Origin of the sequence: Mesobacillus sp. MER 48 (assembly GCF_023714225.1) — a bacterium.
In the GTDB taxonomy this organism is placed as follows: Bacteria; Bacillota; Bacilli; order Bacillales; family Cytobacillaceae; genus Mesobacillus; species Mesobacillus oceanisediminis_A.
This window is the reverse complement of the sequence record NZ_JAMAUR010000003.1, coordinates 232,550-247,494: the sequence shown is the minus strand read 5'-3', so window position 1 is coordinate 247,494 and position 14,945 is coordinate 232,550. Positions and strand designations below refer to the sequence as shown.

The following is a 14,945-nucleotide window of genomic DNA, read 5'->3' as shown; positions in this document are numbered from 1 at the left end:
GGGGAATACAGTGCAATCTAATTATCTGCCTAAAGATGCTAAATATTTTTTCCTGACTCCTTCGATTAAAGAGGGTTTTGGTGGGTTAACAAATGCCATGCTTAAAAGGGGCAGGCTATTTTATGAAATGGAGAAGATAAAGGTTGATGTATTAACCTTTAATTTTGATCCAGACTATGGAGATATACGGAACTATTTAATTCAAACTGAGAAAGTCAATGACGGGATTACAGTCAAAAATATCTATGATTTTTATTCTGGCGAAAAAGAATCCTTAAATGAAGTTCTAGTTGAACATAAAATTGAAGAACCAGGGTGTTCAATCGATCCTGTGGAGAACAAAAATGCCTATCGGCTTTATCAAAATGGGCTGTATGTTATGTATAAGAGTTTTGAAAGGCCGGATGGCAGACTCAAATTCATCGATTATTTTAATGAGCATCGATCCAGAACAAAGCGCGAAGAGTTCGACAAATTAGGTAGGCTGCGTAAGGTTACTTTCATGGACTTAACCTTAAATATACCAAGACAAGAGTTGTTTTATAACCCTGATGGTAAATGCTTTATAAGCAAATGGTTTAAAGTCCAGAAAGAGAAAAGCGTGGTTGAAAGAATCCACTGGTTTGATAGAGAAGGAATTGTAAAAAAGGTTTTTAAATCAGATAGTGAAATGCAAAAGCATTGGCTGAATACTCTCTTGCCTGTAGAACATTCAATACCGGCCTACATGGTTGTGGATGGACGAGCAATGGATACACTGATCTTATCATTGGATAAACAAAATGTTTATAAGATTTTCGTCAAGCACAGTATCCATGTGCGTCCGCCATTTGAACCTCATTCCGTACTTAGATTAGGAAATAGAGCAGTATTTTCAAATGTGGAAAAAGCGGACGCAATTGTGTTATTAACAGAGGCACAAAAAAGGGATGTGGAGGTCAGGTTTGGCGATAGAAATAACTATTTTGTTATTCCGCATTCGCTATCCCGACCAGCGGAATTACCTGCGTTTAAAAACAGAAATCCACTGAATGCAGTTGTTGTTGCAAGATATCATGAGGAAAAACAACTGCCACATATTATTAAAGCATTCAAAAAGGTGATAGAAAAAGTACCGAACGCAACATTAGAGCTGTATGGATTTGGAGATGAGGAAGCGAAATTAGCTAATCTGATTAATGACTTATCATTAAATGAAAATGTTTTCCTGAAGGGTCAAACTGAAGAACCAGATCAGGTATTTGCTCATGCTGCATTTTCATTATTGACAAGTAAGTATGAGGGGTTTGGATTAGTTATATTGGAGAGCTTGGCACAAGGATGCCCAGTTGTTGCCTATGATATAAAATATGGCCCAAGTGATATGATCACCGATGGGGTAAACGGTAAATTGATTCCTAATGGTAGTATTGATAAATTATCAGAAGCGATGATTCATTACTTTACAAACCCTGCTAGACTAGAGGAATCGAGCAAGGAAGCATATAATAGCAGCCTAAACTTTAGTGATGATTTATTCATACAGCGGTGGGGGAATATGTTCCAAACAGTAGTGGAACAAAAAAATAGCAACAATAAGATTGAAAAGATTGATTTTTTCTTAAACCAATCTAAGTGGCTTGATAAAAAGAATGGGGTTTATACATTCGGCGGTACGTTAACATTTGTGGGGGATTATCCTCAAAACACCGAATCTGACTGTAAGATCAGATGGAAGGTCCAGAACCGGGAAACTGGAGACCATATCTTCCTCGATTCGACATCAGTTACTAAGAATAAAAAAGATAAATGGGAAATTGAAGTGGAAATCCCAATCTTTTCAATGTTGTCTAATGGAGATTTGCCAAACGTGTATTGGGATATATCAATAGTGGTTAATTGGAATAATTTCTTTAGTGAAAAAAGAATCGGTTATAATAAAAGTGCAGCCGCTGCTGCAAATAAAAGTATAATCAAAGCATCCGGCAAGGACTATGTGTATCCGTACTACACAAAGCCACATGGGAACTTATCTTTCAAAATTAATGGAAGCATTCCATTAGGTACAAAATATCCGCGCTTGAGAAGGCTATATAAGACATTGAGAAATATATAAAATTTTGGCGTTGCGGTATTAACTGCAGCGCCTACTTTATTTTACATAAATATCTTCTTATGGAAACGACATATTTTGACTTGGGTTTGAATTTATTAACTCATGGTTATATAATAAACGTTGAGTAAATTTTATGTTATGTTTCTGTAAATAAAGGGATAGTTATTCCCAATTTGCTCAGCCTAATCAGTTACCTGGTTTAAAAAACTTGGTAAGGAGATGATAGAAATGAAAAAAGTTTTAACATATGGCACATTTGATTTGATCCATATTGGACATATAAATTTATTGCGTCGAGCAAAAGAACTTGGCGACTTTCTTGTTGTAGGATTGTCTACAGATAAATTTAACGAAGAGAAGATGAAGGAATCTTATCACACCTTTGAGAACCGCAAAATTATTCTCGAATCAATCCGGTTTGTCGACCAGGTGATTCCAGAGAATACCTGGGACCAAAAAATTCAGGATGTTATCGACAATGATATAGATATTTTTGTAATGGGCGACGATTGGAAAGGCCACTTTGATTTTCTAAAAGATTATTGTGAAGTGATTTATTTGCCTAGAACTATTGGGATTTCTACATCTAAAATCAAAACTGATTTACATTCGGTGAATAATGGTTAAAGAAGCTGCAATTCAGTTTTATTTACTTGCATATAAGCTATTGTTCACTTTTTTTAATTACCTGCCTTTGAAGGAAAAGGTGACTTTTGTGGTCAGTTTTGGGGACAATAGTAAATATGTGTATGAAGAAATTTTAAGGCAAAATAAATCCGTAGATGTAGTGGTTCTTTACCATGGGTCGAGTAACAGACACTTTACTGAATTTAACGAATTAACATTGATACCTATGGACTCTTTTAATCTCATTGCATTTATCAAAACGAATTATCACTTGGCAACTTCCAAAACTATATTTGTAGATAACTATTTTGCTTTTCTATCAGTGACTGATTTTAAAGAAGGCGTTGAATGTATTCAATTATGGCATGCCTCTGGTGCTCTCAAGAAATTTGGGCTTGAAGATCAGTCAATTACCAAAAGGAACAGAAGAGCTCATGAGCGCTTCCTTAAGGTATATGGAAAATTTCATAAAGTTGTTGTCGGTTCGGATATAATGGCGAATATTTTCATGAAGTCCTTCAATCTCTCAAAAGAGAACATTTTGAGGACGGGAATTCCGCGCACCGACTTTTTTTATGATGAAAGAACACAAAATCAAATTGTAGACAAATTAATTAAGGAAAACCAGGACTTAAAGAGAAAGAAAAAAGTACTGTATGCTCCAACTTATAGAGATAATCAGTTAGATCATTTTGAAATAAAACTTGAACTGGACCAAATGTTTAAAGAACTTGGTAATGAATATGTGGTACTTTTAAGATTACACCCAGCGATTAAAAAGAGTGTGGATTATGAAAAATTATATCCTGGCTTTGTATACGATTATAGCTCTTCCACTTATGATATAAATGATTTGCTGCTAATAGCAAACTATCTAATTACAGATTATTCATCGATTCCGTATGAATTTTCCTTGCTTAATAAGCCAATGATCTTTTTTGCGTATGATTTGGAGGCTTATAAACAGGAAAGAGGCTTGATGGAAGGATACGAAGAAACAGTGCCTGGTCCAGTTGTGAAAACAACTTCTGAAATTATTGAATTAATTAAGAAGGATCAATTCAATTTAGAACAACTAAAAGATTATGCTGGAAAATGGAATAAATACTCCACCGGTAAATCAAGCCAAAAGCTTGTTAGATATGTATTTAATAAAGAAGTTGAAGAGAAAAAAGTCAAAAGAAGAGCACAGTAATTTTATGGCTTAGAAATTAGAGATAAAATATGATAAACTGTAATGGTGCTTCGAGGACATAACTCGAAGTTTTTATTTAATATTAGATAGTAAATGAACAATTTGTTTAGGAAGGACTAGCTGTATGAAGTCAATGTTTACAGTAATAAAAGAACAAATTAGCAGTTTTTATTTAATTAGAAGATTGTCGTTATTCGAGTTGAAAAGTGCAAACAACAATAATTACCTTGGTATGCTTTGGGAAGTCATTAATCCAATGATTCAGCTTTCCATTTACTGGTTTGTTTTCGGTCTGGGCATAAGAGGCGGACAAGATGTTAATGGAATACCATTTGTCTACTGGCTCATCTCTGGTATGGCGGTATGGTTTTTTATTAACCAATCATTACTTGAGGGCTCTAAGTCAATTTATACACGAATCAATTTTATCTCAAAAATGAGTTTTCCGATGAGTGTTATACCAACATATGTAATCGTGTCTAAATTTTATTCCCACTTAATTCTCGTAGGAATTATCACTTTTGGGCTTCAATTCACGGGTTTCACAATATCCCCTTACTTTATCCAGTTGCCATATTTCATGTTTGGCACATTAATGTTGCTGGTGGCGATATCCCTCATCACCTCAACACTGGCTACGATTGTCAGAGATGTCCAGATGATTGTTACATCCGTGGTTAGAATGCTGCTGTATTTGACACCATTGCTCTGGGAGCCTACTGGGTTTATTAGAAAGATTATGATGTTTAATCCATTATATTATGTAGTAGAGGGATATAGAGCTTCTTTATTGGGAACATCTTGGTATATGTTCGAAAACCCTAACCTAGCTTTATATTTTTGGGGTCTTATCTTAATCCTTCTTATGATTGGTTCTGCACTTCATGTTAAATTTAGAAACCATTTTGTTGATTATATGTAAAAGGAGGTTTCTCCCATGAGTGATACAGTTATTATTAAAAATGTATATAAAAAATACAAAATGCATAAAAAAAGTTCAGAGAAACTTCTGGATGTTATATTACCTGGAGGGTATGGTGAAGATTTTTATGCCCTGCAGGATATCTCTTTTACCGCCAAAAAAGGGGATGTTATCGGGTTAGTCGGTGTTAACGGATCAGGAAAATCAACCCTTTCGAATATCATCTCGGGAGTTATACCTCCTACAGCCGGAACTGTAGAAACAATAGGACAAACTTCTTTGATTGCGATTGCCTCTGGCCTAAATAACCAATTAAGTGGACGTGAAAATATAGAATTGAAATGCTTGATGCTTGGATTTAACAAAAAGCAAATCAAGGAAATGGAACCAGAAATCATTGACTTTGCTGATATAGGAAAATTCATTGATCAACCGGTCAAAAAGTATTCAAGCGGGATGAAGTCAAGACTGGGATTTGCCATATCGGTGACGGTTAATCCGGATATTCTAGTAATTGATGAAGCATTGTCTGTAGGTGACCAGGCTTTTGCACAAAAATCAAAGAATAAGATGTTTGAATTCAAGGAACAAGGTAAAACAATTTTCTTTGTCAGCCACTCAATGGGGCAAATTAAGGAATTCTGTGAAAAAGCTTTATGGCTGGAATATGGAGAGATTAAAGCTTATGGACCCGTTTCTGAAGTGATTCCAGAGTATGAGAAATTCTTAAAAATGTATAAAGCGATGACACCTGCTGAACAAAAGAAATTCCGCGAAGAAGTAATTAAAAAGCAAAGTGGCATGGTTGCACACTCAAACTGACAAGAATCTAAGATATCCATGACAAATGGATATCTTAGATTCTTTTGCTTTTTATGGGAGTTTGAAAAGAATGCCATCTGGGTAAATGTTTGAGAAAAACTTTTTTATAACAAATATCTCAATTTTTTTGGAGGAGTATATGTATATGAAAAATAAACGTATACCCTGGTTTGACAATATAAAGGGTCTATTAATTTTTTTAGTTATATTTGGTCATCTTATTGAAGAATATAGGGGGCTAGAGGGTAATGAATCAGTAAAGTATATATATGATGTTATTTATTTTTTTCATATGCCACTATTTATCATGATCAGCGGCTACTTTTTCCGACCAAATAAATTGGAACGTATTATGCAACTGCTAGGGGTTTTCATTATATGGCAAATACTAAATGGAGTTATATCCCACTTCATTCATGATCAATCATTTATATCTCTAACCCCAGAAAGCAGGATTTTTTCCATTTTTGATCCTTACTGGACGTTGTGGTATCTTCTTGGAATTATTGTTTGGAGCATTATTACACCATATGTGCTCAAGCTTAAGTCTCCATTATTAATAAGTCTGATGATGGCCATTTTGATTACGTATACTGAAAATGTTACAAGTTGGTTTTCACTAAGAAAATTAGTTAACTTTTATCCCTATTTCCTAATAGGGTATGTCTTAGCAGATAAGAAAATTATACGATTATTAACAGACGTTTCTAAGAGGAAGTATATTCGTTCAACTGCTTTATTAACAATTTTTTCTTTTCTGGTAGGTATGACATATTTGACAACAATGCCCAATGGCACGGAAGTTTTGTTTATGAGGGAATCTTTTGGTTATTTTGGGTGGAGTTTTTTTAAAGGAGCGACTATACATGTCGTTATGTACTTTGCCGTCACAATACTTTCCTTATCCTTACTTGTGTTCGTTCCGATGAGAAAAAACCTACCGCTAATCAGTAAACTGGGTGAGTATTCTTTGTATATTTATTTATTGCATACCAATATTGTTCGTTTATTTAGAGAGTTTGTTCCTCCTTATATTGTAGAGAATCCACTAACACTTATTTTTGTATCTATTATTGTTGCAGTTGTTATTGGCTGGTTTCTATCATTGCCGTTTGTTCGCAGTTTGGTTAAACCATTGGTTGAGCCTTCATTTAAATGGATCCTGAGTTTAGAAGGCACATCTAATGAGAAAAAGAAGAGTAAGCAGATAGCATAATTCAGGGTGTTTTTATCTCTGTTTCCAATAATAGAATAGAAAAGAACTATTTCCTCAAGCAGTTTTTCATGTTAATGTTAATAAGATGAAGATACTAACAGAGGAATTGGATGTTTTCATGAAAAAAGAAAAAGTTGAAATCCTAGAAATACCTTTTTTAAATATAAATTTCGATGAAATGGTTAATGAGACTGTAAAGAGAATAACAGAATCAAGGAAAACCTTCATAGTTACTGCAAATCCGGAAATCGTTATGTATGCTAAGCGAAATGACCTTTATAAGAATAGTTTACTGATTGCGGATTATATAGTTCCTGATGGATTCGGGATACTACTTGGTTCCAGGATTTTAGGCTCTTCTTTAGAAGAGAGGGTAACAGGTTTTGATTTAACCATGAAATTACTTGAACTATCAGTTGAAAATAGTTGGAGAATCTTTCTTCTTGGCGGCACGGAAGACACCAATGAAAAGGCTGCTACTAACATGTTAAGGAGATATCCTGGAATAAAACTTGCTGGAAGACATCATGGTTTCTTCCAAAATAATGAAGAGAAAATTATTGAAGCAGTACAAGCTTCAAAGCCAGACATTATTTTGGTTGCTATGGGTTTTCCAAAACAAGAGCAATGGATAGCAAGCCATCTTAGATTGTTCGAAAAGGGAGTTTTTATTGGAGTTGGCGGGACGATTGATGTTCTGGCTGGGACAGTTAAGAGGGCTCCACTGTTTTGGAGGAAGAGCAATCTAGAATGGCTATATAGATTAATAAAACAGCCATCTAGGTGGAAAAGGATGTTGTTCCTTCCTTTATTTGTTCTAGATGTATTAAAGTCCAGATTCAAAAAGTAGATGTTTTCAATGAACCAGTGAAACTTTATGGTCAGAATGTCGTCAAATAAATGTGTTGTGAAAAAAGGAACACAATTTCATTTTTTTGTGCTAAAATAGGAACGTTTGGAAAACATTACGTAAAAATAATGCCTGCAATAATTTCTTTATTAGGGCATTCTATACATGAGGAGGGTCATTATGATTTATTTGACCTTAATATTATGTTTTATATGCTCTATTCTTATAACACCAATGGTAAAAAAATTGGCCTTCCGCTTAGGAGCTACTGATTACCCGAATACAAGAAAGGTTCATCAAAAAATAATGCCTCGTATGGGCGGACTTGCGATTTACATTAGTTTTATGGTTGGATTATTAATACTCAACCCACAGAGTCCTTACCACCTGGCGATCATTGCAGGAAGTGTCATTATCCTGCTAACTGGAATTATGGACGATATCTTTAGCCTTTCAGCTAAAGTCAAATTTTTTAATCAAATTGTAGCTGCCTTGGTAGTTGTGGTATGGGGTGGCATTGATGTTGATTTCATTAATCTTCCTTTTGGTGGAAGGCTTGAATTTGGAGCATTTAGTTTGCCAATTACCCTTCTGTGGATTGTTGGGGTTACAAATGCGATTAATTTAATTGATGGATTAGACGGACTTGCAGCTGGTGTTTCCTCAATTGCTTTAATATCCATCTCGGGGATGGCCATTGTTATGGGCGATGTATACGTTATGACAATAGGCTTCCTTCTTCTTGCAAGTACGTTAGGGTTTTTAATTTTTAACTTTCATCCAGCGAAGATTTTTATGGGTGATACAGGAGCATTGTTCCTGGGCTATATGATTGCTGTACTTTCTTTATTAGGATTTAAAAATGTAACGTTTATTTCCTTTATTATTCCTGTTATCATGCTTGGAGTGCCGATGACTGACACAATCTTTGCCATTATCCGACGCATTGTTAAGAAGGCACCACTTGCTGCACCTGATAAGTCGCATTTACATCATTGCCTTCTTAACCTTGGCTTTACGCACAGGCAAACAGTATTGCTGATATATGCCATTAGCGCAATGTTTGGGCTGACAGGCTTTATCTTCTCCTTTACAACGATGTGGGGATCTTTATTGATTCTCTCCATTATGATCTTGTCGATTGAGTTGATTGTAGAAAGTGTAGGTTTAGTGCATAAAGATTATAAGCCTCTGCTTAATATGGTTCGAGGAATTAAATATGAGAAAAATCGATAAATAATTGTCCCTCGTCTATAAGGCGAGGTTTTTTTGTTTTCGTTATTAATAATTGGGTATAAAAAAATAACCCCTTATATTTAAGGGGTCATCGATTGGCCATTATTATCTGCTGTTTGGTCTGTTGTCATGTTGTCACTAGTAGTATCTGGATCAGTCGCAGCGGAATTTTCAGAGCTAATGTTGAGATGGGATTGCAATGTAGCTATGGTCTCCGCTAATGCCAATTCGTCAAGCTGGTAATAATAAATACCGTCAATTCTAGAATCTGTTCCAGCCAGATTTAATGTCTCAGTATTTAGGCCTTTTCCTGCTGTTGCATATTCAATGAACGATTTCATCTGGTCGAACCGTAAATCCGTCTTCATGTTCTGCCCGACAGCTTCCATTACATCAGAGTAGTTTCCAATAGATTTTACAGAGACACCCTTTTTGATAATTGCTTTAATAATCTCCTGTTGCCGTTTTCCGCGTTCGATGTCGTTATCGAGTTTTCTTGTTCTTGCTAATGCAAGAGCTTCTTCGCCGTCAAGAGTTTGGAGACCTTCATTTAATGTGATGGCACCTTTGCGATCTTGGGAATCTTGCTCCGTGAAAGTATAAGGAACATTAACCTCAATGCCATTAAGCGCATCAATTACATCGATAAATGCATCAAAGTTCATTTTTACATAATAATCAACTGGAACATCAAGTAATTCTTCCACCGTTTCCAATGTAAGCTCTACGCCGCCGTATGCATGTGCGTGATTGATTTTAGTATAGATATTTTTTTCTGGAATGTGGACGTATGAGTCTCTTGGGATACTTAATAGTTTAATTGATTTGTCTTCCTGGTTGAATGTAGCAAGCATCAAAGCATCAGTCCGAGAGCTTCCTTCAAATTGACGTTTGTTACTGTCATCTACTCCAATGAATAATACGGAGAAATTTTCATCGAACGGATTTACCGCTCTTTTCCCCTCACGTTCTATTGGGTTATAAGAGTCTTCCATTACTGACTCTGCTTTATTAAATAAGAATGCCCCGTAAGTTATAAAACTTAATGATATCAGCATGAGTGGAAGGATGATCCATCGAATGACTCTCTTCCTTCTTAAACGCTTTTTATGAAAATTATTATTGCTCCTAAGTGAAGCCATATATTAATCTCCTTTATTATAATGTGAATTTATTGTAAAGACTAAAATTGCCCAACCTCCATTTTACAACCTTTTAGCTGGTTCGTAAATTGAATTTTTTGTCAGACATCCTTTTCCATGTAGATTACTTCCCCAGACCGTATAATACTCTGCCCATTCGTCATCTCAACCATCCACTCTTTGAATGCATCGGTCTGGTCCTCTTCTGCATAAGCTTCGATTTCCACTTTCTCCAGATAATGAATTTCCTTCAGTTGATAAATGGAAGATCTAAGTTCGTTTTCCACTTTTCCAAGTAAAGTGTAGTCAATCGTTGTGTGCATAACTCGCATTAATTTCCGTTCAACTATCCCTGTCGCTGTCAGTCCTTCTGACGTAGCTTTTCCATAAGCTCGTATCAGACCGCCCGCGCCCAACTTAATTCCGCCAAAATAACGGGTTATAACAACAACTGTGTCCTTTAAATGTTTCTTTTTCAGAACCTCAAGAATCGGTACACCGGCAGTCCCGCTTGGCTCTCCATCATCGTTCGCTTTTTGTATCTGGTCGTTTTCACCAATCATATAAGCAGAACAATTATGTGTCGCGTTCCAATTTTGTTTTTTAATTTTCTGGATAAACTCCTGGGCTTCTTCTTCTGTCTCGGCTCTTTGTATATATGCGATGAATCGTGATCTTTGGATCTCGATTTCATGTTCTCCGTAACCTTTTACCGTATAGTAACTAGCAAGCAAATTTGGCTCACCTCTCTCGAAAATTTCCCAACCCTATAATCGACACCGTTTGTATGTTCGACACGGGTACTTAGTGCTACAATTCATTATAAGTTGACGGCAATCGAGGAACAATGGTGTCTTATGATTGTAATATAACTTTAATACTGTAAATGGGTACGAATGGTATAATAGTTAGTGGTCTGACAAGCCGTGAATTGTTTTTGGAAAAATGTTTTAATTTTAATTTTGGAGTTTAGCTCCTAAAATAATAGGATATAAGACTTAGAATGAAAAATCAAATCTATGTCTTTGTATCGATTTTCAGCAAAATTGGCATGATTTTCTTGTTGAAAATTAGTAACAAATTAGTTTTCAAGTTAAAATATCATTAGTGCCGCCCTTGGGGGAGTTTACATGGCGATTAAAAAATTCGACACGAAAGCCCTCGATCTAATTTTAGAAAAAATGATCGAAACCGTTGGGGACAGCAAAGACGAAATCTTTCGGATCGCTGAACAGTGCCGGACGGATTATGAGTCTATCACCAACGAATTAAAAGAGATTAAGAGGAAGGTCGCACAAATCATTAATGATGGCGACAAGCTGGATGCCCAGGTAAGACGAGCGAGGCTGCGACTTTCGGAAGTAAGCAAGCATTTTAAGGACTATTCCGAAGTGCAGGTTCGCGAGGCGTATGAAAAAGCCCACAAGCTCCAAATGGATTTAACAATGAACAGGCAATTAGAAAAGCAGCTGCGTGAAAAGCGGGATGATCTGGAACGAAGGCTTGTTGGTCTGAATGAGACGATTGAACGAGCAGAACACCTTGTATCCCAAATATCAGTTGTCATGAACTACATGATGAGTGATATTCGCCAAATGGGCCAAGCGCTGGAATCTGCCAAGGAAAAGCAGGATTTCGGTCTGAAGATTATTGAAGCCCAGGAGGATGAGCGTAAACGGCTTTCCCGTGAAATTCATGATGGACCAGCTCAGATGATGGCGAATGTGATGATGCGGTCTGATTTGATCGAGAGGGTTTATAAGGAACGAGGAGCGGATGAGGCAATTCGCGAAATCAAGAGCATGAAAAAGATGGTTCGATCCGCTCTGTATGAGGTGCGAAGAATCATATATGATTTGAGGCCAATGGCTCTTGATGATCTAGGTCTAGTACCCACCCTCAAAAAATACCTTCAGACTATCGAAGAGTATCATAAGACTACCAGTATTCAATTCACTAATATTGGTGAGGATAGAAGGCTGCCATCTAAGTATGAAGTAGCACTATTCCGGATGATACAGGAATCTGTCCAGAATGCGTTAAAGCACGCGCAAGCGACGCTAATTCAGGTGAAGCTGGACATAAAGAGAGACCACGTTATGGCGGTCATAAAGGATGATGGCACAGGCTTTGACATAAATGAAAAGAAACCAGAATCATTTGGTCTCCTTGGAATCAGGGAGAGAGTCGAGCTGTTGGAAGGTGAGCTATCCATCCATTCAAAAATTGGCACTGGGACACTGGTTATTATCCAGGTTCCGATGAACTTATAAAAAGATAGAGGCAGCTGATCTGCCAATAAAGAGAAAAATAGAGACAGAAGCCATAAGGGAGGCGAATGCTATGACAACAAAGATTGTCATTATTGACGACCATCAACTTTTCAGAGAAGGGGTAAAAAGGATCCTGGATTTCGAACCAACGTTTGAAGTAGTCGCAGAAGGTGATGACGGCAGTGAAGCTGTTGCATTAGTAGAACAGTACCAGCCAGATGTCATTATTATGGATATTAACATGCCTAACAGAAATGGCGTTGAAGCAACTGCTGAATTGATTGAGGAGTATCCTGATTCTAAGGTCATCATTTTATCGATTCATGATGATGAGAATTATGTCACACACGCTCTTAAAACAGGAGCGACTGGGTACCTTCTGAAGGAAATGGACGCTGATGCTTTAGTGGAGGCAGTCAAAGTAGTTGCCGATGGCGGATCCTATTTGCATCCAAGAGTGACTCACAACCTGGTAAAGGAATATCGTCGACTGTCAGCTGATGAAGGTAGTACAGACAAATACATATCCCAGGTAGAAATTCGTCGCCCGTTACATTTGCTGACTCGCCGTGAATGTGAAGTCCTTCAGCTTCTTGCAGATGGTAAGAGCAATAGGGGCATTGGGGAAGCACTTTTTATCAGTGAAAAGACAGTAAAGAACCATGTAAGTAATATTTTACAGAAAATGAATGTTAACGACCGTACTCAGGCTGTAGTTGTTGCGATCAAAAATGGCTGGGTAGAGGTAAGATAATCTTAAGAAACCACATTTGTCGAATTGACAGATGTGGTTTTTTGTCGATTGTTGCAGTTTATTGTTGGAAAAATACGACAAAAACTCCACCAGAGATTTACAAAAACTTAATAAAATCCGATATAATTAAGGAACAGTAAATCGAAGGGGTGGTCAAAATATCTTCACTTTGGGAACTGACAGATGAAAAGTTAATAGAAGCTTACCAAAAGGCTACTCTATTAAACTTAGATGAAAATTTTATTGAAATGCTAATAGAAGAAATCGATAACCGAGGAATAGAGAGCTTGAAAATTGAATATGTTTCTTAATTTTGTAACACTGTGCAAGCGATTGCCGGTGTTTTTTTGTTATTGAATTGCTGACTGGTTAGCGCAAAAGTTCAGAATGAGGTGTGGATTCCGCGAAGTGGGAAAGGAAACATAATAAGCTTTGCCTGATTCCTTTTTCATTTCCCAATTCTTTATCGAAATAGTTTTACTGAAAGAATGCATTTTAAAGGAAGTTCATATAAAATGGGATTGTACATACTGTAGAGAAAAACATAAGGATGGTAATATAATAATGAAAACGGCCGTTGTTACGGATAGTACTGCTTACATCCCAAAGGAGTTACGGGAGCAATGGGATATCCACATGATTCCGTTAAGCGTGATATTTGATCATGAGACATATAGAGAAGAAATAGACATCAATGCTGAGGAGTTTTACGAGGAAGTCAAGCAGCGTGAGTTACCGACTACGTCCATGCCGCCTATTGGCGAGTTCGTCGAGCTTTTTGAGAAATTGGCCAAAGACTACGATTCAGTCATCAGTATCCATTTATCCAGTGGGATCAGTGGAACCTATCAAGGCGCAGTGAGTGCAGGTGAGATGGTTGAAGGTATTGAAGTATATACTTTTGATTCTGAAATAAGTGCGATGGTGCAGGGGTTTTATGCTCTGGAAGCCGCTGAGCTGGCAGAACAAGGTATTGAACCTAAGAAAATCATCGAGCGAATGAATAAGATGAAAGAGTCTATCCGTGCTTATTTTATTGTGGATGATTTAAGCCATCTTCAGCGTGGCGGTCGGTTGTCCAGTGCCCAGGCATTGATTGGAAGCCTCCTGCAGGTAAAACCGCTGCTGCATTTTGAAGATAAAAAGATCGTTCCATTCGAAAAGGTCCGTACCCGTAAAAAGGCGATGAACCGTGTCGTCGAAATGCTTGCAGAAGACGCGAACAGCGGGGGCGAATACCGCGCGGCTGTGATCCATGCTAATCGTGAGGAAGAAGCGCTTGAATGGAAAAGCGAGCTCGAGGCCCAGTTCCCGAATGTGGAATTCCTGTTAAGCTATTTCGGTCCGGTCATCGGAACTCATCTTGGTGAAGGTGCCATGGGGATGGGCTGGTATAAGAAGTAAACACGGAGAAGTTATTACAACCATGTCAAAGCGCCATTTCCGTATTAGGAGGTGGCGCTTTTATTCATTATCCACATAATAATGGTAGTTATCAACAAAACGTTCCACTTACCAACAGTAGATTGACTCCCTAATTGCAATTATCCACAGCTAAAAACGCTTACATCGACTAAAACATATAGTTACCAACAAATTAACCCACATTACCCACAGAAAAACACTATTATCCACATATTAATCCACAAAAGGTTGTGATTAACTTTGATAAAAGAAGAGAAAATAATCCCCAATACCAAAAAGTCTGTTGATGAATGGACATTAACTCATCCAATTACCCACAATCCTGCGTTATCCACATACCGCCCTTTCCAATACAATCCCCAGTTGCAAAAAATGCTCATAGGTAAAC

At 37.0% G+C, this 14,945-nt stretch carries 13 protein-coding genes and 1 pseudogene; 12 read left to right on the top strand and 2 right to left on the bottom strand.

All coding sequences use genetic code 11. The features are described 5' to 3' along the window. The first annotated feature begins 10 nt into the window (after window positions 1–10). The 8 genes and pseudogenes from M3593_RS12720 (at window position 11) to M3593_RS12685 (ending at window position 8,963) form a co-directional block, all read left to right on the top strand. Complete coding sequence (locus M3593_RS12720; RefSeq protein WP_251543126.1) at window positions 11–2,095, top strand: glycosyltransferase; 2,085 nt, start codon at window positions 11–13, stop codon at window positions 2,093–2,095. Between the two features lie 228 nt (window positions 2,096–2,323). Continuing rightward, window positions 2,324–2,722 carry a glycerol-3-phosphate cytidylyltransferase gene (gene tagD, locus M3593_RS12715; RefSeq protein WP_251543124.1) on the top strand — a complete coding sequence of 133 codons (399 nt, stop codon included), beginning with the start codon at window positions 2,324–2,326 and terminating at the stop codon, window positions 2,720–2,722. Beyond that, a complete protein-coding gene (locus tag M3593_RS12710) occupies window positions 2,715–3,917 on the top strand; it encodes a CDP-glycerol glycerophosphotransferase family protein (RefSeq protein WP_251543123.1) in 1,203 nt (400 codons plus the stop codon). The genes tagD and M3593_RS12710 overlap by 8 nt, the downstream gene beginning before the upstream one ends. Before the next feature lie 124 nt (window positions 3,918–4,041). Further along, complete coding sequence (locus M3593_RS12705; protein ID WP_251543121.1) at window positions 4,042–4,839, top strand: ABC transporter permease; 798 nt, start codon at window positions 4,042–4,044, stop codon at window positions 4,837–4,839. A 15-nt stretch (window positions 4,840–4,854) separates the two neighbouring features. Continuing rightward, window positions 4,855–5,640: pseudogene (tagH, locus tag M3593_RS12700) on the top strand (teichoic acids export ABC transporter ATP-binding subunit TagH); the annotation flags it as partial. Window positions 5,641–5,806: 166 nt separating this feature from the next. Continuing rightward, the gene (locus M3593_RS12695) at window positions 5,807–6,877 is read left to right on the top strand and encodes an acyltransferase family protein (protein ID WP_251543117.1); all 1,071 of its coding nucleotides are present in this window, start codon (window positions 5,807–5,809) and stop codon (window positions 6,875–6,877) included. Between the two features lie 118 nt (window positions 6,878–6,995). Next, window positions 6,996–7,727 (top strand): WecB/TagA/CpsF family glycosyltransferase, encoded by a 732-nt coding sequence (locus M3593_RS12690; RefSeq protein WP_251543115.1) that lies wholly within the window; start codon window positions 6,996–6,998, stop codon window positions 7,725–7,727. 180 nt (window positions 7,728–7,907) lie between these two features. Further along, window positions 7,908–8,963 (top strand): glycosyltransferase family 4 protein, encoded by a 1,056-nt coding sequence (locus tag M3593_RS12685; RefSeq protein ID WP_251543113.1) that lies wholly within the window; start codon window positions 7,908–7,910, stop codon window positions 8,961–8,963. Between the two features lie 80 nt (window positions 8,964–9,043). Here the strand turns inward: M3593_RS12685 and M3593_RS12680 are convergent, their stop codons facing one another. After that, window positions 9,044–10,105, bottom strand: a complete 1,062-nt coding sequence (locus M3593_RS12680; protein WP_251543110.1) for an LCP family protein — start codon at window positions 10,103–10,105, stop codon at window positions 9,044–9,046. A 101-nt stretch (window positions 10,106–10,206) separates the two neighbouring features. Then, window positions 10,207–10,839: a YigZ family protein gene (locus M3593_RS12675; RefSeq protein WP_251543108.1), complete on the bottom strand. Its 633-nt coding sequence runs from the start codon at window positions 10,837–10,839 to the stop codon at window positions 10,207–10,209. 396 nt (window positions 10,840–11,235) lie between these two features. Here M3593_RS12675 and M3593_RS12670 point away from each other — a divergent pair, with 396 nt between their 5' ends. From M3593_RS12670 to M3593_RS12660, 4 genes are all read left to right on the top strand, one after another. Further along, window positions 11,236–12,378 carry a sensor histidine kinase gene (locus M3593_RS12670; protein ID WP_251543106.1) on the top strand — a complete coding sequence of 381 codons (1,143 nt, stop codon included), beginning with the start codon at window positions 11,236–11,238 and terminating at the stop codon, window positions 12,376–12,378. A 70-nt stretch (window positions 12,379–12,448) separates the two neighbouring features. Beyond that, the gene (locus M3593_RS12665; RefSeq protein ID WP_214706242.1) at window positions 12,449–13,132 is read left to right on the top strand and encodes a response regulator; all 684 of its coding nucleotides are present in this window, start codon (window positions 12,449–12,451) and stop codon (window positions 13,130–13,132) included. 149 nt (window positions 13,133–13,281) lie between these two features. Then, window positions 13,282–13,443 carry a sporulation histidine kinase inhibitor Sda gene (gene sda / locus M3593_RS24250; protein ID WP_353056090.1) on the top strand — a complete coding sequence of 54 codons (162 nt, stop codon included), beginning with the start codon at window positions 13,282–13,284 and terminating at the stop codon, window positions 13,441–13,443. 253 nt (window positions 13,444–13,696) lie between these two features. After that, a complete protein-coding gene (locus M3593_RS12660) occupies window positions 13,697–14,536 on the top strand; it encodes a DegV family protein (RefSeq protein ID WP_251543104.1) in 840 nt (279 codons plus the stop codon). The last annotated feature ends 409 nt before the right edge of the window (window positions 14,537–14,945 follow it).

Coding starts and splice junctions, on each gene's coding strand:
- M3593_RS12660 (WP_251543104.1), top strand. CDS start 13,697: ATGAAAACGGCCGTTGTTACGGATAGTACTGCTTACATCCCAAAGGAG.
- M3593_RS12680 (WP_251543110.1), bottom strand. CDS start 10,105: ATGGCTTCACTTAGGAGCAATAATAATTTTCATAAAAAGCGTTTAAGA.
- M3593_RS12665 (WP_214706242.1), top strand. CDS start 12,449: ATGACAACAAAGATTGTCATTATTGACGACCATCAACTTTTCAGAGAA.
- M3593_RS12705 (WP_251543121.1), top strand. CDS start 4,042: ATGAAGTCAATGTTTACAGTAATAAAAGAACAAATTAGCAGTTTTTAT.
- M3593_RS12710 (WP_251543123.1), top strand. CDS start 2,715: ATGGTTAAAGAAGCTGCAATTCAGTTTTATTTACTTGCATATAAGCTA.
- M3593_RS12690 (WP_251543115.1), top strand. CDS start 6,996: ATGAAAAAAGAAAAAGTTGAAATCCTAGAAATACCTTTTTTAAATATA.
- M3593_RS12685 (WP_251543113.1), top strand. CDS start 7,908: ATGATTTATTTGACCTTAATATTATGTTTTATATGCTCTATTCTTATA.
- M3593_RS12670 (WP_251543106.1), top strand. CDS start 11,236: ATGGCGATTAAAAAATTCGACACGAAAGCCCTCGATCTAATTTTAGAA.
- tagD (WP_251543124.1), top strand. CDS start 2,324: ATGAAAAAAGTTTTAACATATGGCACATTTGATTTGATCCATATTGGA.
- M3593_RS12695 (WP_251543117.1), top strand. CDS start 5,807: ATGAAAAATAAACGTATACCCTGGTTTGACAATATAAAGGGTCTATTA.